Annotated in this window: 13 protein-coding genes and 1 tRNA gene; 4 read left to right on the plus strand and 10 right to left on the minus strand. The window is 68.8% G+C overall.

All coding sequences use genetic code 11. From position 1 onward, the window contains the following. Positions 1 to 37: 37 nt before the first annotated feature. The 4 genes from BQ2383_RS11810 to BQ2383_RS11825 form a co-directional block, all read right to left on the minus strand. Complete coding sequence (locus BQ2383_RS11810) at positions 38 to 1162, minus strand: 5-(carboxyamino)imidazole ribonucleotide synthase (protein ID WP_091034047.1); 1125 nt, start codon at positions 1160 to 1162, stop codon at positions 38 to 40. A gap of 104 nt (positions 1163 to 1266) precedes the next feature. Then, positions 1267 to 1785: a PH domain-containing protein gene (locus tag BQ2383_RS11815; protein ID WP_091034537.1), complete on the minus strand. Its 519-nt coding sequence runs from the start codon at positions 1783 to 1785 to the stop codon at positions 1267 to 1269. An 86-nt stretch (positions 1786 to 1871) separates the two neighbouring features. Then, complete coding sequence (locus BQ2383_RS11820) at positions 1872 to 2648, minus strand: biotin--[acetyl-CoA-carboxylase] ligase (RefSeq protein ID WP_244176002.1); 777 nt, start codon at positions 2646 to 2648, stop codon at positions 1872 to 1874. Further along, complete coding sequence (locus BQ2383_RS11825) at positions 2645 to 3928, minus strand: CDP-glycerol glycerophosphotransferase family protein (RefSeq protein WP_091034052.1); 1284 nt, start codon at positions 3926 to 3928, stop codon at positions 2645 to 2647. Before BQ2383_RS11825 ends, BQ2383_RS11820 begins: the two co-directional genes overlap by 4 nt. 121 nt (positions 3929 to 4049) lie before the next feature. Here BQ2383_RS11825 and BQ2383_RS11830 point away from each other — a divergent pair, with 121 nt between their 5' ends. Then, positions 4050 to 5123 carry a glycosyltransferase family 2 protein gene (locus BQ2383_RS11830; protein WP_279627354.1) on the plus strand — a complete coding sequence of 358 codons (1074 nt, stop codon included), beginning with the start codon at positions 4050 to 4052 and terminating at the stop codon, positions 5121 to 5123. Positions 5124 to 5150: 27 nt separating this feature from the next. Here the strand turns inward: BQ2383_RS11830 and BQ2383_RS11835 are convergent, their stop codons facing one another. Genes BQ2383_RS11835 through BQ2383_RS11845 form a run of 3 tightly spaced genes read right to left on the minus strand, consistent with a single transcriptional unit; the run spans position 5151 to position 9470 of the window. Then, entirely contained in the window at positions 5151 to 6587 is a 1437-nt protein-coding gene (locus BQ2383_RS11835; protein ID WP_091034057.1) for a CDP-glycerol glycerophosphotransferase family protein, read from the minus strand. Further along, positions 6584 to 7837: a CDP-glycerol glycerophosphotransferase family protein gene (locus BQ2383_RS11840; RefSeq protein ID WP_091034059.1), complete on the minus strand. Its 1254-nt coding sequence runs from the start codon at positions 7835 to 7837 to the stop codon at positions 6584 to 6586. Before BQ2383_RS11840 ends, BQ2383_RS11835 begins: the two co-directional genes overlap by 4 nt. Positions 7838 to 7886: 49 nt before the next feature. Next, complete coding sequence (locus BQ2383_RS11845; RefSeq protein WP_244176003.1) at positions 7887 to 9470, minus strand: S1C family serine protease; 1584 nt, start codon at positions 9468 to 9470, stop codon at positions 7887 to 7889. Positions 9471 to 9566: 96 nt separating this feature from the next. Between BQ2383_RS11845 and BQ2383_RS11850 the strand changes: the two genes are divergently transcribed. Next, the gene (locus tag BQ2383_RS11850) at positions 9567 to 10769 is read left to right on the plus strand and encodes an aminotransferase class I/II-fold pyridoxal phosphate-dependent enzyme (protein ID WP_091034062.1); all 1203 of its coding nucleotides are present in this window, start codon (positions 9567 to 9569) and stop codon (positions 10767 to 10769) included. A gap of 28 nt (positions 10770 to 10797) precedes the next feature. Here the strand turns inward: BQ2383_RS11850 and BQ2383_RS11855 are convergent, their stop codons facing one another. Continuing rightward, positions 10798 to 11607 (minus strand): carbon-nitrogen hydrolase family protein, encoded by an 810-nt coding sequence (locus tag BQ2383_RS11855; protein ID WP_091034064.1) that lies wholly within the window; start codon positions 11605 to 11607, stop codon positions 10798 to 10800. A 94-nt stretch (positions 11608 to 11701) separates the two neighbouring features. On the opposite strand from BQ2383_RS11855, the gene BQ2383_RS11860 reads away from it, so the two are divergent. Then, a tRNA-Met gene (locus BQ2383_RS11860) sits at positions 11702 to 11775 on the plus strand. A 165-nt stretch (positions 11776 to 11940) separates the two neighbouring features. Here BQ2383_RS11860 and BQ2383_RS11865 read toward each other — a convergent pair. Both BQ2383_RS11865 and BQ2383_RS11870 read right to left on the minus strand, forming a co-directional pair. Continuing rightward, positions 11941 to 14850: a UPF0182 family membrane protein gene (locus tag BQ2383_RS11865; protein WP_091034067.1), complete on the minus strand. Its 2910-nt coding sequence runs from the start codon at positions 14848 to 14850 to the stop codon at positions 11941 to 11943. Positions 14851 to 14926: 76 nt separating this feature from the next. Next, complete coding sequence (locus BQ2383_RS11870) at positions 14927 to 16018, minus strand: YlbL family protein (RefSeq protein ID WP_091034069.1); 1092 nt, start codon at positions 16016 to 16018, stop codon at positions 14927 to 14929. 117 nt (positions 16019 to 16135) lie between these two features. On the opposite strand from BQ2383_RS11870, the gene BQ2383_RS11875 reads away from it, so the two are divergent. After that, on the plus strand, positions 16136 to 17545 hold the full coding sequence (locus tag BQ2383_RS11875) for a zinc-dependent metalloprotease (protein WP_091034072.1): 1410 nt from the start codon (positions 16136 to 16138) through the stop codon (positions 17543 to 17545). Positions 17546 to 17551: the final 6 nt, after the last annotated feature.

The following is a 17551-nucleotide window of genomic DNA, read 5'->3' on the forward strand; positions in this document are numbered from 1 at the left end:
ATGTTTCGCGCCCCACGGCGCCGAGAGCGGGCTCTGTTCAGTCGAAGTGCGCGGCGGTGGCCCGCGCCACGTACACGGCATCGTCGAGGTCGTCATCGACGACGTTCACATGACCGACCTTCCGGCCGGGCCGCGGCGCCTTGCCGTACGTGTGGATCTTCGCCTGCGGGTGCGCGGCCATCGCCGCACCGAAGCGCTCTTCGAGCGTGCCCTCTTCCGGACCGCCGAGAATGTTCACCATCACGGACCAGGCGGAGCGGGGCGCGGTACTTCCCAGCGGCAGATCGGCGACCGCCCGCAGGTGCTGCTCGAACTGTCCGGTGACGGCGCCGTCCTGGCTCCAGTGCCCGCTGTTGTGCGGGCGCATGGCGAGCTCGTTGACGAGGATGCGTTCGTCGTCGGTCTCGAACAGCTCCACGGCGAGCATGCCCGTGACACCGAGCCCCTCGGCGATCGTGCGACCGATCGCCTCGGCGACCTCCACGAGGCGGTCCGCGGCGGCGGGCGCCGGGGCGATGACCTCGGCGCACACTCCGTCGCGCTGCACGGTCTCGACCACGGGGTACGCGACGATCTGCCCGCTCGGGCGGCGCGCCACCTGCTGGGCGAGTTCGCGCACGAACGGAACGAGCTCTTCGACGAGAAGTGCGTCATCTCCGGCCAGCGCATCGAGCCAGTCCTGCGCCTCGGAGGCGGCACGGACGACCCGCACGCCCTTGCCGTCGTATCCGCCGCGGGGTGTCTTGACGACTCCCGCACCGCCGTGCGCATCGAGGAAGTCCTGCAGCGCCGCCACGCTGCGCACGGGAGCCCAGTCCGGCTGCGGCACGCCGAGTTCGGCCAGACGGGCCCGCATGACGAGCTTGTCCTGCGCGAACTGCAGGGCATCGGGCCCCGGATGCACGACGACGCCATCGGCGACGAGCGCCCGCAGGACGTCCTGCGGGACATGCTCGTGGTCGAACGTCACGACGTCGACATCCGCGGCGAAAGCGCGCACCGTGTCGAGATCGCGATAGTCACCGACCGCGGTGGCCGCGAGAGCGGCGGACATCCCCTCGCCCTCGGCGAGCACTCGCAGGTCGAGACCGAGCTCCACCGCGGGTGCGATCATCATTCGGGCCAGCTGTCCTCCGCCGATCACACCAACACGCAGCGCCATGTGCCGTCTCCATTCGTCTGCACCCATTCTCGCGCACCGGGACGGGCGGAATCGACACGCTCCGAGTCAGCGGACGAGGGCCCGCCGTGCGGCGAGCAGCGAGCTCACGACGGGTGCGGTTCGTCCCCGACGGCCTGCGCATCGCGATGCGCCAGAATCTGGCCGACCTCGATCTGGTCGGCGAGCGTCTCGTGCACGAGGGTCACATTCGGGACGTTCGCGAGTCGGAGCGGCGCGTCGACGCCGTTCGAGAGAGTGATGTTGCCCGAGCCCCACAGCCGCTGCAGCGGGCCGCGGCGAACCGCGATCGTGTAGCCGCGAGCGTGCGACATCTCGCGGCGCCCACGAGCGCCGATGCCATGGTGCGCGATGACCCGCCGGGTCGTGACCGTGGTGCTCCGCGAATACCAGATCACGAAAGGGATCACGACCGCGAGGACGACCAGGAGCCCGGCTGCGGTGAGCAGCATCCAGTCCTCGAGACCGGCGGGAAGGTTGCCGTAGAAGTATGCGGTCGCACCGAAGGTCGCGATGAGCACGAGCGCCGACCAGAACAGCCGACGTGCGTGGCTCCGGAAGCGCGCGATCAGCAACTCCTCCGAAGGCGTACCGGGCGGCGGCATCAGGGGCCGCCCGCCGAGCGTCACAGGCTGGGTCACACCACCATTGTGCCTGTGATCGCCGACATCGCCGTCTGGACGACGGCGTGTCAGTTTCCGGCAGGGCGGACGTGAACGACATCGCCGGCGGAAATCGCCTGCTGCTCGCCGTCGACGGACACCAGCAGGCGCCCCTCCGGATCGAGCGCTGTGGCCACGCCCTCCAGCATCCGACCGGCCGGCAGCGACACCCGGACCGACTGTCCGATCGTCGCGCACCGGGCGGTTGCCGACGCATGCAGCCCGCTCGTGCCCGCATCGCCCGTCGAGACGAGCGCCGACAGCAGGTCATCCAGCGCGGTCAGATAGGCGGTCAGGAGCCGATCCTCGTCGACGTCGACGTCGAGGGCCGCGAACGACGTTGCGGTCGGCACCGGAAGCTGCGCGGCGGTCATCGCCGTGTTCACACCGGCGCCGACGACCACGGCATCCGCCGTGGCCTCAGCGAGGATGCCGCAGATCTTGCGGCCGTCGACCAGCACGTCATTCGGCCATTTCACCCTGACGTCGTGTTCCGGCAGCTGCGCCCCAACCGCTTCGGCCATCGCCACGCCCGCGGCGAGAGGCACCCAGCCCCGTGCCGCCTGGTCGAGAGGAAGGGTGCGCAGAAGAACGGAGACGGCGAGCGCCGCGCCCTCCGGGGCGACCCAGCTGCGGTCGAGACGACCCCGCCCTGCGGTCTGGTCCCGCGTCACGATGGTCGACAGGTGCGGCCAGCCGACGGCGTCCTCCGCGTGCGCACGAAGGTCGGCGTTCGTCGACCCGGTTCGCGCCAGAACCTCCAGACGAGGGACGATCGTGTGCGCCAGCGGGAAGTCCATGCTCATACTTCCTCGTCGTCGACTTCCTCGTCGTCGTCGTCCTCGTCCTCGCGGATCGCCCCCACCTCGTGAGCCTGCCACCGCTCCCACTCCTGCATGAGCCGGTCGACCGCCGCGTGGAACTTCTCGGTCGCCACTCCCTGCGTCGTGTCGCCGAAGTAGTGCTGCACCCACATGCGCAGACGAGCGGTGGCAGCCTCGTCGGCTCGCACCCGTTCGACCTCGGCGACGATGTCGTTCGCCGCCTCGGCTGTCAGCCATTCGCAATCAGCCAGATAGCCCTGCGTGTCGATGGAGGCACGTTCGTCGGTCGGACGCGTGATCATCAGCGGCTTCCCCGCGGCGAGACGGTCGTAGACCATCGCGGAGATGTCGACGATCGCGACGTCGGCCACCGTCAGCTGCCACCCGAGCTCCGGCGCATGGTCGTAGACGTGCTGCGCGGTCGGGTCCGCCGCATTCGCGGCGTTGATCGCCGCGATGATCCGCCGGTGGGCGGCACCGTAGGCCTCGTCCACGACCCCGCTGCGGGGATGGGGACGGTAGATCACCCGATGCGCACCGGTCGCCAGCAGTCGCGTCACGAGGACTTCACCATGCGTGGCGATCGAGCCGTAATGAGCGCTCGGCCGGTCACCCTCCCAGGTGGGCGCGTAGAGCACGACGGTCCGCGCATCCGGCACGAACGGGAGCGTTCCCGAATAGTGATCCGCCTGCGGCCGGCCGATCTCGATGGTGCGGCGGTCCACGTCGTAATCCCACAGCGTGCGCGACAGCCGATCTCGCGCAGCCTGACCGGCCACGAAGGCGTAGTCGTACGCCTTGTACTGATTCGTGGTCATGTACATCTTGTCGGACTCGCCGTGGTTGATGAACACGTGCCACCGCCGGCCGTAGCGGAACATCTGGAAGTTACGGGTGTTCTGGTTCACGTACAGCACCACGCGGATGTCCTGCGTCGCGATGAACCGTTCGAGGTCGCGGACCTTCGGCACGAAAGCGACAGGAGGGGAATCCTCCTCGAGCAGCCTCTCGGTGCCGGTCGCCTGTCGTGAGAGCACGACGACGGGCCACCGCTTCGCGAGTTCGGCGAGCGGGCGGTACCACTGACGCATCTGGTACATGTTCACGGCACCGTCGGCGAAGTACACCGCCACCTGGAAGTGGTCGGTCGGGAGCGGTTCGCGTTCGGAAAGCCGTCGACGCACGCGTTGCACGGCGGTGCGGGATGCGAGCGCCCGCGTCAGCAGTCGGTACGCCTTCTTCGCATCAGACAGTGCACCCATCCCTCCAGAATAGTTCGTCGAGGCGGCATCGTCCGGCGTCTGGGGACGGATCCATCGCCGGAAGGGCGATAGTCCGCGTCCTGCTCAGGATCACCGGGAGCCACCGTGACATGATCGTCATGTGCCAGCCGACGAAACAGCCGCTCCCCTGCCCGGGGTGTCCTTCGTGATGCCGGTGCTCAACGAGCGCGCCTATCTCGAGCACGCGATCGAATCCGTACTCGCTCAGGACGTCGATGTCCCCACCGAGCTCGTCCTCGCGCTCGGGCCGTCGAACGACGGCACGACCGAACTCGCTCAGCGTCTGGCGGAGAACGACGAGCGCATCCGGCTGGTCGACAACCCCGCGGCGCACATCCCCGTCGGACTCAACGCCGCGATCCGCGCGAGCCGCTATTCGACGATCGTTCGCGTCGACGCACACTCCGAGCTCTCGGCCGGCTACGCCGCCCGGGCGCTTCAGACTCTGGAACGCACCGATTCGGCCAACGTGGGCGGCGTCATGCACGCCGAGGGACGCACACCGTTCCAGAAGGCCGTCGCCCGCCTGTACAACTCCCCCGTCGGACTCGGCGGAGGCGCGTATCACGGCAGCTCCCAGGAGGGCGAGGCCGAGTCCGCCTATCTCGGCGTCATGCGGCGCGAGGTGCTGGACGAGGTCGGCCTGTTCGACGAGTCGATCCGGCGGGGCGAGGACTGGGAGCTCAACCTTCGCATCCGTCAGGCGGGCCACCGCGTCTGGTTCGACCCCGAGCTGTCCGTCACCTACTGGCCCCGTGAGAGCTGGATACGTCTGGCACGTCAGTTCCGCGCGACCGGTGCTTGGCGCGGCGAGCTCGTGCGTCGCTTCGGTCGCCGCAACGGCATCCGCTACTTCGCTCCGCCCGCGCTCGTGCTGCTGGCCGTGCTCGCCCTCGTGACGGGGATTCTTCAGCTCACCGGAGTGCTCAGTGGCGCGGTCTCGCTGGTCGTCTCCCTCATCGTTTACGTACCGCTCGCGCTCTACCTGCTCCTGGTGCTGGGCGTCGCTCTCACGCCCGGCGGCGGCGGCGTACGCCAGCGGCTGTGGACAATGCTCGTGCTGCCGACCATGCATGTCTCCTGGGGCATCGGCTTCATCGGGGGCGTGCTCCGCGGAGCACGCGACACCGTCGATGCCTCACGCCTCGGCACTCGCAACACACCGCTTCCCTGACCCGATCCGGCGGCGACGACGGCGACGTCAGAGCGTGACGAAGCCGAGATCGAGGATGCGGTCGACGACACGCTGAGCAGCGTGGCCGTCGTCACGGGGGTTGAACTGTCGGCGCCACGCCGCATACCGCTCGGCGAATGCGGCTTCGTGACCCGCGTCATCGAGGGCAGCGGTGAGCTCTTGTTGCGTGCGCACCAGGGGCCCGGGTGCACGTTCGGCGAGGTCGAAGTAGAAGCCGCGCAGCTGTCCGCGGTAGTGATCGAGGTCGGGCACCAGGAAGTACATCGGCTTGCCCGTGACGCTGAAATCGAACATCACCGAGGAGTAGTCGGTGATCAGCGCGTCGGCGGCGAGAAGCAGCCGTGCGGTCTCCGGATACCCCGTCACGTCGATGACACGCGCGCCGTCACGGTCGCGGCCCTGCTCCAGGGTGCGGGAATGACCGCGCACGAGCACCACGGCGTTGGCCTGGCGAGCCAGGAGTTCGGGGTCGACGAAGTCGACCATCTCCGTGCGGTCGTCTCGCCAGGTCGGGGCATACAGGAGCACCCTCTCCTCGGCACCGATGCCCAGAGAGCGGCGGATCGCGGCGGCGTCCCCGGAGATCAGCGTGTCGTTCCGGGGATAGCCGTCCACCCAGATCGGTCGCCCGAAGAACGCGTATGCCTTCCGCAGAATGCGCTCCGAATAGGTGTTCTGGGCCAGGAGGACGTCCCAGCGGCGGGATTCCTTGACCACGGCCGCCATGCGTCGCGGATCGAAGCCCGGCCGGTGCAGCGCGAGCCGCTTCAGCGGGGTGCCATGCCAGGTCTGCAGAACCTTCTGTCCCGGTTTGCGGGCGAAGCGACGCCGCAACCAGTCGTTCACGACGAGCAGACGGGCCGCTCCCCGCGCATGCCACCACTGGGGGCTCCCCTCGACGACGGCGATCGCGCCCTCCGGAACCTCGACCGAGAGGTCGACGACGCTCCAGTAGCGCCGCACGTGCGGAGCACGAACCGCGAGCTCGCGGTCGATCGCGCGCGGATTGCAGCCGACGCTGCGGCCGTAGAAGCTCTCGAAGAAGACCGCGTTCTCGGTGCCGCCGCTCTGAGCGACGTAGCGCTCCTCGAGCGTCGACCTGCCCTCCGCCGTCTCATACACGGGCTCGATCGGCGCGGCGATGCGCACGGTGCCGCCGTCGACGGCGATGCGCACGCCGGTCAGGACGACCGGATCGATCCTCAACTCCTGCAGGTCGGCACCCGAGATCCGCAGTTCGTACGTTCCGGTCGGCAGCGGGAGCGACGGTCCTCCCCAGCGCGAGGCCTCGAGCGGGAACGTGGCCTTCCACGTCTTGCCACCGCCACTGATGCGGGCCTCGACCCGAGCGCGCGGTCCGACCAGCGCCGCATCCGCCGGTCGCTCCCCGGTCCCTGCGACGACCAGCGCCTGTGCCGCGTCGTCGATGCGGGCCGTTGTCATACTGCTCCCTTCGGCGCGGGAATCCCCCGTGCGCGGATCACGTCATAGACGCGCTCGGTGTTGCATCCGTCTCGATACGCGTGCATCCCCGCGCTGAGCGTAGCGGACCGCTCGGACGCCGCGTCGTACACGCGACGGTCGGCGAGCAGATGCTCGAGTTGCACGAGCAGCCCGGGCCAGTCCGCGGCCGCATCGTTACCCGCGACCTCTTCATACCCGCCGTAGAAGCCGCGTGTCCGCGCGTACTGCTGCGCATCGGGCGCCAGGAACAGCACCGGCACCGGCAACAGACCGACGTCATACGCGAGGGAGGAGTAGTCGGTGACGAGCACGTCCACTGCTGCCAGCACCGGGGTCACATCGGCGATCACGGACGACCCCAGAGCGCGGACCCGCCTGCTCGGCAGCGGAGGCGCGTAGCCGCCGGCGCCCAACGGGTGCGAGCGCACGAGGAGAACGGCATCCTGCGCTTCGAGGAGGCGGATGATCTGAATCCACTCCGCAGCGGACGGCACGGCCGGGTCGGGAGCGCCGTCCCGCCACGTGGGGGCGTAAAGGACCGTGCGTGCCGACCCGGGGATGTCGCCGACAGCCCGACGGAGAAGTTCGGATGCGGCGCTGCGTCGTTCCTCTCGCGAACCGGCCGAGAGGACGTCGACGCGAGGCTCACCGGTCACGACGACCCGATGGTCGCCGAGACCGAATGCGGACTCCAGCCTGCCCCTCGCGCGATGGGACGCGGCGGGCAGCACGCGGATCCGCTGCGCGGCGGCGCGGTAGAGCACCGCGATCGCGCGACGCAGCAACGGTGCACCGGGAACGTTCGGCACCTCGGTCGTCGCCGGTGAGTCCAGCCCGATCCGCTTCAGCGGGATGCCGTGCCAGAGCTGGACGACGAACGCGCCGCCGTTCGCATAGCGGTTGACATCTCCCAGGCCGTGAGTGACCACCAGCACGCCGGCTCTGGCTGTCGCCCACCAGCCGCGCAGACCGCTCTTGCGGACGAACCGGATGCCGTGGGCGGCCGCCTCGCGGTCTTCACGATCGGAGGAAGTGAGCCAGAGCGTGTCATGGCCGGCCGCTGCGGCGTGCTGCTGCAACGCGAGCGCACCGTCACCGATCCCGGCGCCGCAGCCGAACACCCACCGCCGACCTCGCGGGAGGAGGAGCGTACCGATGCGTCCGACGGCATACAGCGGGATCCGGAGCAGTTTGGCCGCGTTGCCGGTGCCGAAAGAGAAGGACGCCACCCCGCGAGCCTATCGCGCGGGGTGGCGTCCTTCGCTGTGAGGCGCCGGGTCAGCCGGCCAGTTCGCCGAGGGTGACCTCGATGTCGTAGTCCTTGCCGTCGCGGACATACGTGACCTTGGCGTCGCTGCCGGCCGCCGCCGCGCGCACCTGCGCGGTGAGGTCGGTGGCGCTGGTGATCGGCACGCCATTGAACGACGTGACGATGTCGCCCTTCTCGATGCCCGCTGCGGCAGCAGCGCCACCCTCATTGGCCTTGGCGATGTAGGCACCGGCGACGGTCGCGCCCTCGATGCTCGAGGCATCCTGGACGGATGCGTTCAGCAGACCGTGGGTCGCGACGCCGTCGGCGATGATCTCCTCGGACACTCGCTTGGCGATGTTCGAAGGGATCGCGAAGCCGATGCCGATCGAGCCGGACTCCTCGGAGCTGCCCGAACTCGCGATCGCCACGTTGATGCCGATCAGCTCGCCCTTGCTGTTCACGAGCGCTCCACCGGAGTTTCCGTGGTTGATCGCGGCATCCGTCTGGATGACGGCGATCGAGATCGACTCCGAGGTCTGCTGCTGCTCGCCGCTGCCGGGGATGTCGAACTGGAACGGCCCCTGACCCTGGCCCTCGGGAGACTGCTCCTGCGGCGCGTCTTCGGTGGACGAGTCCGGCAGAGCGGAGGACGCGATCTGGATGCTCCGGTTGAGCGCGCTCACGATACCGGTCGTCACCGAGTTCGCCAGGCCCAACGGGGCGCCGAGCGCGACGGTCGTGTCGCCGACGTTGAGTTTCGACGAGTCGGCGAAGTCGATGGGCGTGAGCCCTTCTGCGCCCTTCAGCTTGATCACGGCGAGATCGTAGATCGGGTCGGTGCCGACGACGGTGGCCTCGTAGATCTTCCCGTCGGATGCGGTCACACGGATGGTGGGATCTGCCGCTGCACCGCCGAGGGTCACGACGTGCGTGTTCGTGAGCACGTAGCCGTCGTCGCTGATGATCACGCCGGAGCCGCTGCCGGCCTCCTGCGACCCGGCGACCTCGATGGTGACCACGGACGGCAGAGCAGCGGTCGCAACCGCGGTGGTCTCGTTGACCGAGCCGGGGTTGTTGACCGTCACGGTCTGCGGTCCGGTCGCCGTGCCCGATGACGGGGTGTTCTGGAGCCCGTTCAGCAGAGCACCACCGCCGAAGCCGGCGACACCGCCGACGAGTGCGGCCGCGACGATCAGCGCCGCGAACTTCGTGCCCCCTCGCGGCTTCTGCTCCTTGGTCTTGGTGCCATCGCCGACGAGCGGCTCCGCGCCGTACGGCTGCGTGGGCTGCGTGTGCGACGCCGTCGGGATACCGAAGGCCGCGCCCGAAGCGGTGCCCGTCGCCGGCGCAGATGGCGCGCTGAATGCGTGCGGCACCGGCGCGACCTGCGGCGCGGGCGCCACGTGCGACGTGAACATCGACGGCACCTCGTGCCCCTGCACCGGTGCACCGGGCGTCGGCGCGGCGGGGGTGGGCGCGGCGGATGCCGACCCGGTCGTGTCAGCGGCGGCAGCCGTCGCCGGCTGAGCGGCGACCTCTGCAGCCTCGGTGGACGGCACGGCGTCGTTCGACGCGGGTGCCGAGTGGTCCTGGGGTTCGTTCTCGTTCATGGTGTGCTCCTTCAACGACCACTTCAGAATGACGCCTGTGTCTGTGTGTTCCTTATGTCAAGGATGAGTTTCAGCTATGGCCTTAGCCTGTTCTTCATGAGTGTCATTCCCGGCGCATGGCGGCGCACGGCGGCCGGTGCAGGTCTGCTCGCCGCAGACGGAACCGTCGCGCCCACCATCTTCGCAGAGATGTCCGCAGCAGCAGCCCGTACCGGGGCGATCAATCTCGGACAGGGCTTCCCCGACGAGGACGGGCCGGCGGAGGTGCTCGAAGCCGCCCGGAGCGCGATCGCGCATGGCGCCAATCAGTATCCGCCGGGGCGCGGCATCCCCGACCTGCTCGCCGCCATCAGCGAGCATCAGCGGCGCTTCTACGGTCTCGATGTGGACCCGGCCAGCGAAGTGGTCGTGACGGCCGGAGCGACCGAGGCACTGACGGCGACGCTGCTCGCGCTGATCGACGGTCCCGACGACGAAGTGGTCGTCTTCGAGCCGTACTACGACTCGTACGCGGCGGCGGTGGCACTGGCGGGCGCGCGACTGCGCACTGTTCCCCTCCGCGCTCCCGACTTCCAGCCCGACCTCGATCAGCTCGCCGCCAGCGTGACCGATCGCACCCGGATCATCCTCGTCAACGATCCGCACAATCCGACGGGTGCGGTCTTCGGACGCGACGTTCTCGAGGAGATCGTCCGGCTCGCCACGCGGCACGATGCCGTCATCGTCACCGACGAGGTCTACGAGCACCTCGCGTTCCACGCGCCGCACACGCCGATCGCCACGCTCCCCGGAGCGGCCGAGCGCACCCTCACGATCTCCTCGGCAGGCAAGACCTTCTCCGCGACGGGATGGAAGATCGGCTGGGTCCACGGCCCCGCCGATCTCATCACCGCCGTCCTCACCGTGAAGCAGTACCTCACGTATGTGAACGGCTCGGCCTTCCAGCCTGCTGTCGCCGTGGGGCTCCGGCTGCCCGATTCGTACTTCACGGATGCCGCGGCGACGCTCGCCCGCAAGCACGAGATCCTCGGGGATGGGCTGCGCACTGCCGGGTTCACCGTGTACGCCCCGCAGGGCGGCTACTTCACGGTGGCGGATGCGACGGCACTCGGAGGCACGGATGCCGCAGCATTCTGTCGCGCCCTGCCGGAGCGCGCCGGAGTCGTGGCGATCCCCCTGACGGCGTTCGTCTCCGAGCCCCGCCGGCATGAGTACGCGGGTCTGGTGCGCTTCGCCGCCTGCAAGCGCGTCGATGTGCTCGAGGAGGCGGCTTCGCGCCTGGCGCGGTTCTCCGCCTGACCGGCTCTCCCCGCAGCGGAACCCGCCCTCAGCGCGGTACGACCGCGTACCTCCGCACACGCAGCGAGGGATTGCTCCGTCGCACCCGCTCGATCGCCGCGGCCTCCACGACCGCGACCGCGATGCCGGGGGCTGTCCCGACCCCCGCCAGGACCACGCCCTGCGGGTCGATGATCTGCGAGTGGCCGACGCCGATCGGCGTCGGGTGATCGGCCGCGACCACGTAGACGGTGTTCTCGATCGCCCGTGCGGCGAGCAGCGTCGTCCAGTGGTGCTCCTTGAGCGGTCCTCTGACCCACTCGGCGGGGACGACCAGGACGTCGGCCTGCGCATCGACGAGCGACCGGGCGACTTCAGGGAACCTCAGGTCGTAGCAGGTCATGAGTCCGAACCGGAGACCGCCGAGTTCGAACGTCGCGGCCTCCCCCACGTCTCCGGCCTCGATCCAGTCGGACTCGGTCTGCCCAAAGGCGTCGTAGAGATGCTGTTTGCGATAGACGGCGAGGATGCCGTCGCCGCGGACCGCCACGACCGTGTTCCGCACTCGATGTCCATCGGAGGCACGCTCGACGAGGCCGGCGACGATCACCACCGCGCGGTCGGCGGCCAGCGCGGTCAGCGTCTCGACGAACTCGCCGTCGAGATCTTCCGCATTCGCGGCGAGGGTGTCGTCCATCGGGTCGACGAAGTAGCTCGAGTACTCGGGGAAGACGATCAGCTTCGCGCCCCGGGCGGCAGCGTCGGCGGTCAGCTCCGCGATCTGCGCGAGGTTGTCGGCTCGGGAAGCTGTCGGCGCGAACTGACACACGGCGACGGCGACGGCAGGGGTCTCAGGCATATCCCCATCCTCTCGCATCGACACGCCCGGGGCGTCGCGCAGGGCGGCCCCGATTGGCCGGGCCCCGGGATCCGTGATAAGTTACTTCTTGTGCCGCGGGGTGGAGCAGTTCGGTAGCTCGCCGGGCTCATAACCCGGAGGTCGCAGGTTCAAATCCTGTCCCCGCAACAAATGAAAGGCCCTCTGACTCGGAGAAATCCAGGTCAGAGGGCCTTTTGCTTTTCCCGGACGAGGTCGACTTCCCCGATGAATTCGTCGATCCACGTCGGCCGGAGACGAGAATGGGCGCCCCCGAGGGGGCGCCCATTCTCTTTCACCGTGAAGAGGGAGTGATCACTCCCCCGCCGCGGACTCCAACTGCAGGAGCTTCTCGACCGCTGCGGTGAGGCGTTCGTCCGCCTCGGCGAACTTGGCGAGGTCGCCGGCCTTCAGTGCCGCCTCGCGATCGATCAGGGCCTCCTGTGCAGAGGCCAGGGCGTCCGCCTCGGCATTCGTCGGCTGCGTGGGCTCTGTCGGCGTCTCTCCGGTCTCCGGGTCCTCGGTGCCTGGTTCGGTGGGTTCGACCTCGTCATCGCCACCGGTCGCACCGGAGTCACCGCCGAAGAGGGTGTCGAGCGCCTCGGTGAGGGTGTTCTCGAACGCGACGCGGTCACCGAAGGCGACCAGCACCTTCTGCAGACGCGGCAGCTGCGTCCCCTCGGACGACTGCACGTACACGGGCTGCACGTACAGCAGACCGCCACCGACGGGCAGCGTCAGCAGGTTGCCGTAGATCACCTCGGACTCACCCTGCTGGAGCAGGTTGAGCTGCGGGACCACCGACGTATCGGAGTTGTACGTGTTCTGCACCTGACCGGGGCCAGGAACTGTCGTGTCGGTGTCGATCTCGAGCATGCGCAGCTGGCCGTAGCCCTCTGCCTTCTTGCCCTTCTCGGAACCGGCATCCGAGTCCACCGCGAGGTAGCCCATCAGCACATCACGGCTACCACCCGCGCCCTGCGAGTTCGGGATGAACGTCGAGAACATCGAGAACCGCGGCGAATCCTGGCCGGGCATCTGCATCGTCAGGTAGTACGGCGGCTGCAGCATCGCCTCGCTGCGCGGGTCGTTCGGCGTCTGCCACCGGTTGTCCTGCTGGGCGAACGAGCCGGCCTTGTCGACGTGGTAGACGCCGAGGACGTCGCGCTGCACCTTGAACAGGTCGGTCGGGTAGCGCACGTGACTCATGAGCTCGCCCGACATGTCGCTGATCGGCTTCAGGGTTGACGGGTAGATCTTCTGCCAGGTCTTGAGCACCGGGTCTTCGTCATCCCACGCGTAGAGCGTGACGGAACCGTCGTAGGCGTCGACCGTGGCCTTCACCGAGTTGCGGATGTAGTTGATGTCGTCGATGGCGAGCGTCGGCGACGGGACGTTGGAGTCCGCGATCGCGTCGGACAGGCTGACGCTCGTCGAGTACGGGTAGGTCGAGCTGGTCGTATAACCGTCGACGATCCACACGATGCGGCCGTCCACCACGCTCGGGTACGGATCGCTGTCGAGCTCGAGGTACGGAGCGACCTTCTGCACGCGCGTCTTCGGATCGCGGTCGTACAGGATCTGCGACTCCTCGTTCACCAGGTTCGAGAACAGGATCTGCTCCGACTGGAACTTGAGCGCGTAGAGCAGCTTCGTGAACGTGTCACCGATCTGCGGACCACCGCTCCCCTCGAACGTGGTCTTCGTCTCGCTCGAGCCGTCCTTGCCGCGCGGGTAGTCGATCTCTGCGGGCTCGGATCCGTCGGGAGCGCCGACGATCGAGTACTCGGGTGAGTTCTCGCCGAAGTAGACACGCGGCTCGAAGTTCTCACGGTCCGACAGGAAGCCGGACGTGGGGATGCCGCGCTCGAGGAACACGGGCTCGCCGTCGGTGGTGCGCTGGTTGCCCGCAGCCGCGACGAGGCCGTAGCCGTGGGTGTAGACCGCGACCCGGTTGTTCCAGTTGTCTCCGTCGCCGAGCCCGGACATGTCGAGGTCGCGCACCGACACCACGGTGTCCTGCATCTTGCCGTCGATCTCGTACCGGTCGACGTCCATGGTCTTCTGGAACTGGTAGTACCCGCGGTACTGCTCGAGCTGGCGGACCGTCGGCGGGATGACCTTCGGGTCCATGATGCGCGTGGACGCCGTGGTCTCCGCGTCGGCGCGCAGCTGGCCGGCCTCGGCGTCGGTCTTGGCGGCGAAAGGCGTGGTCTCGAGGTTCGCGACCCCGTACGCCTCCTTCGTGCCGTCGATGTTCCGCTGGTAGTACTCGGCCTGGTAGGCGTTCTGGTTCGGCTTCACCTGGAAGGTGGTGACCACCCAGGGGTAGCCGACGCCGACGACCAGAGCGGCCACGATCAGCAGTGCCGTGGCCGCGAGCGGGAAGCGCCAGCGGCCGATGACGGCCGTGACGAAGAAGAGGATCGCGACGACGCCGGCGATGATGGCGAGGATCGCGAGGCCCGGGATGGTCGCGTTGACTCCCGTGTAGGCCGCGCCGGTGATGCGGTCGTCGGGCTGCACCAGCGTCTTGTACTGATCGAGCCAGAGGCTCGCCGCCTGCACGAGGAGGTAGAGACCCGCGATGACCGCGAGCTGGATCCGGGCGGGCTTGGAGATGCGGAGCTCACCCTGGCCGATGCGCACCGAGCCGTAGAGGTACGACACGAGAGCGGTGACGAGCAGCGAGAGCAGCAGAACGGCCGACACGAAGGCGAGCAGGATCGAGTAGAACGGCATCGCGAACATGTAGAAGCCGGTGTCGATGCCGAACTGCGGGTCGACGCTCGACGTGGCGACGCCGTTGGCCCAGAGCCATACGGTCTTCCACTGCCCCGCGGCGGCGAAGCCGGCGAACAGTCCGAAGAAGATCGGCATGCCCCACATCGCCAGACGGCGCAGGGGTTCGATGACCTCCTGGTACCGGTCCAGCTGCGAGCTGAGTCGCACGTAGACCGGGCGCAGCCGGTAGGCGAGCTGGATGGCGACGAACAGCGGCACGGCCATCCCGAGGAAGCCGACGACGAACATCACCGCCGTGGCGATCCACTGCGTGGTGAGCACCCCCGTGAAGCCCACCTGATCGAACCACAGGAACTCGGTGTACAGGGAGGCGAACACGAAGAACACCGCGATCAAGGCGGCGATGATCACCAGGGAGATGCCGAGAATACGTCGGGACGTTCGAGGCGTGGCCGGAGTCGATGCTGAGGGTGAGGTCACCCTTCCATCCTAGGCATCGCTCACTGTGCGCGGGCTGTCATCCCGATCACGGCGAGGTCACGGCCGCTCCCGCGGATCAGCCGGCGACGCGTTCGCAGGTGGGCAGCGAGGCGACGTCGCCGTCGTCCGCGATGACCTCGAGCGCCGCGAGCGACTCGTCGAGCGTGGCCGTGCGGATCACTTGCAGCCCGTCGGGAACGTGTCCGACGACCTCGTCGCAGTTGGCCTCCGGGGCGAGGAAGTACTCCGCTCCGGCGTCGCGCGCGCCGTACAGCTTCTGTCGGATCCCACCGATCGGCCCGACCGTGCCGGCGGCGTCGATCGTGCCGGTGCCGGCCACGTTCTCCCCGCCGTTGAGCTCGCCCTCGGTGAGGGTGTCGATGATCCCGAGCGCGAACATCATCCCGGCGCTCGGTCCGCCGACGTTGTCGAGCTGGATCGTGACGTCGATTTCGAAGTCGTAGTCGGTGCGGAGCGTGACGCCGATGAGCCAGGTCGTCACTCCCCCCTCGGTGTGTTCCTCCGGCGTCACCTCGACGCTCTGCTCCTTGCCGTCTCGCAGCACCGTGAGCGTCACCGGGTCTCCCCCGGCCTTCTGGATCGCGGTCCGCAGCTCCGTCGCCGACTCGACGGCCGTGCCGTCGATCGCGGTGATCACGTCGTCGGCCTCGAGCGTGCCGTCGGCTGGAGTGTCGGCGACCGCCTCCACGACGACGACCTCTGCGCCCGTGTCGTAGCCGAGCTCGTTGAGTGCGGCCGCCGTCGCCTCGTGCTGCGAGTCGACCATCAGCGTGGCGTTGCGCTCGTCGCGCTGCTCGGTGGTGACCCCCTCGGGGAAGACCGAGTCCAGCGGCACGACAGCGCGCGAGGAGTCCATCCAGGCCAGCGCCAGCTCGAACCAGCTCGGGGTGCGCTCGCGATTGCCGACGACCTGCACGGTGGTGAGGTCGAGGGTGCCCGCCGTCTCGAACGTCTCGGCGCCTTCGACCTTGATCAGGGGAACCTCGTCGCCCTCCTTGTCCGTCGCGGTACCGAGGGTGTCGTAGACCGGTCCCGGCCGCTGGATCACGTACGGCGACGGCAGGAACGTCAGCACGACCAGGGCGACGAGTGCGACGATCAGCGCCCAGACTCCGAGTCCGAGCTTTCCAGACCGCGTTCGATCCACTGCATTCCTCCGTCGTTCGCGGGCGGCGTACACCGATCTGCCCGCATCGGGTTCGCGCGCAGAAACCTGTGACTAGCGTAGAGGCCACGGCTTCAGACCTGCTGAGAGGCGAGCGACATGGCAGACAACGACCCCACCCCCGAGGACTTCCAGGAGTTCCTGCGAAGGATGCTCGCGAATCAGGGCGGTGGCGACATCGACCCCGAGGCGCTTCGGGGCGCCTTCGAAGGCATGGACGGCTTCACCCTCGACCCCGCGATGATGCAGACGATCATGTCGCAGCTCCAGGGCGCGTTCGGTGGCGACCCGTGGGAGAACGCGCTGCGGCAGGCCCTGTTCATCGCCAACCGCGATGGCCAGGGCGTCACCGACGGCGCCCGCACGTCGCTCGCGGATTCCTTCTCCCTCGCGAACCTGTGGCTCGGCGAAGCCACCACGATCTCCGAGCTCTCCGAGGCGCCCACCGCGATGACCCGCGGGGAATGGGTCGAGAAGACGCTGCCGGTGTGGAAGGAGATCGCCGACCCGGTGTCGACCAGCATCGCCGACGCGCTCACCTCCGCACTCGACACGCAGGTGCCCGAGGAGATGCGCAGCGTCGTCCAGGGCGCGGGCAAGCTCATGCGCGGGCTCGGCGGCTCGGTGTTCGCCGCCCAGTTCGGCCAGGTGCTCGGCAACCTGTCGCTCGAGGTCGTCTCCGGAGGCGACGTCGGGATCCCCGTGCTCCCCGCGGGCACGGCCGCCGTCATCCCCCAGAACCTCACGGCATTCGGTGATGGCCTCGAGATCCCGGAAGACCAGATCGCGCTCTATCTCGCCACCCGGGAGCTCGCCTACGCCCGGCTCTACCGGCACGCGAAGTGGCTGCACCTGCACGTGATGGCGCAGATCACGGACTTCGCTCGGGGTGTGACCGTCGACGTGGACGCCCTCGAAGACGTCGCGAGCCGGTTGGACCCCTCCGATCCTGAGGAGCTGCGTGCGGCCATCGAGGGTGGCGCGCTCCTACCCGTGCAGAGCGAAGCGCAGCGCGAGGCCCTGACCCGGCTCGAGAACCTCATCGCGACGATCGACGGCTGGGTCGACGTGGTGACCGCACAGGCCACGTCCCGCCTTCCGGACGGCGCACGGATCGCCGAGGCCGCCCGTCGCCGCCGCGCAGTGGGCGGACCCGCCGAGGACGCGCTCGGTGCGCTGGTTGGACTGAAGCTGCGACCACGGCGCATGCGCGAAGCGTCCGCGATGTGGCAGGCGGTGACGGATGCCGTCGGCATCAGCGCCCGCGACTCCCTCTGGGACTACCCCGACCTGATGCCGACGGCCGAGGACATCGACGATCCGAGCGCCCTCGTCGCCCGGTTGCAGGCGGTCGAACGCGGCGAACAGCCCGTCGCGGACGAGTTCGACGAGGCGCTCGCCCGCCTGCTCGACGGCGACGACTTCTCGGAAGAGGCACCGGCCGACGGCGCGGACGACGATGCCGAGGACGATGGCGACGCCGCCCCGGAGGGGGACCGCCCGGTCTGAGGACCA

This window comes from Microbacterium oxydans (assembly GCF_900095745.1).
Taxonomy (GTDB): domain Bacteria; phylum Actinomycetota; class Actinomycetes; order Actinomycetales; family Microbacteriaceae; genus Microbacterium; species Microbacterium oxydans_B.

Excerpts from the sequence above, each read along its gene's own strand:
- BQ2383_RS11810 (WP_091034047.1), bottom strand. The coding sequence starts at position 1,162 with ATGGCGCTGCGTGTTGGTGTGATCGGCGGAGGACAGCTGGCCCGAATG.
- BQ2383_RS11815 (WP_091034537.1), bottom strand. The coding sequence starts at position 1,785 with ATGCCGCCGCCCGGTACGCCTTCGGAGGAGTTGCTGATCGCGCGCTTC.
- BQ2383_RS11820 (WP_244176002.1), bottom strand. The coding sequence starts at position 2,648 with ATGAGCATGGACTTCCCGCTGGCGCACACGATCGTCCCTCGTCTGGAG.
- BQ2383_RS11825 (WP_091034052.1), bottom strand. The coding sequence starts at position 3,928 with ATGGGTGCACTGTCTGATGCGAAGAAGGCGTACCGACTGCTGACGCGG.
- BQ2383_RS11835 (WP_091034057.1), bottom strand. The coding sequence starts at position 6,587 with ATGACAACGGCCCGCATCGACGACGCGGCACAGGCGCTGGTCGTCGCA.
- BQ2383_RS11845 (WP_244176003.1), bottom strand. The coding sequence starts at position 9,470 with ATGAACGAGAACGAACCCCAGGACCACTCGGCACCCGCGTCGAACGAC.
- BQ2383_RS11850 (WP_091034062.1), top strand. The coding sequence starts at position 9,567 with ATGAGTGTCATTCCCGGCGCATGGCGGCGCACGGCGGCCGGTGCAGGT.
- BQ2383_RS11855 (WP_091034064.1), bottom strand. The coding sequence starts at position 11,607 with ATGCCTGAGACCCCTGCCGTCGCCGTCGCCGTGTGTCAGTTCGCGCCG.
- BQ2383_RS11875 (WP_091034072.1), top strand. The coding sequence starts at position 16,136 with ATGGCAGACAACGACCCCACCCCCGAGGACTTCCAGGAGTTCCTGCGA.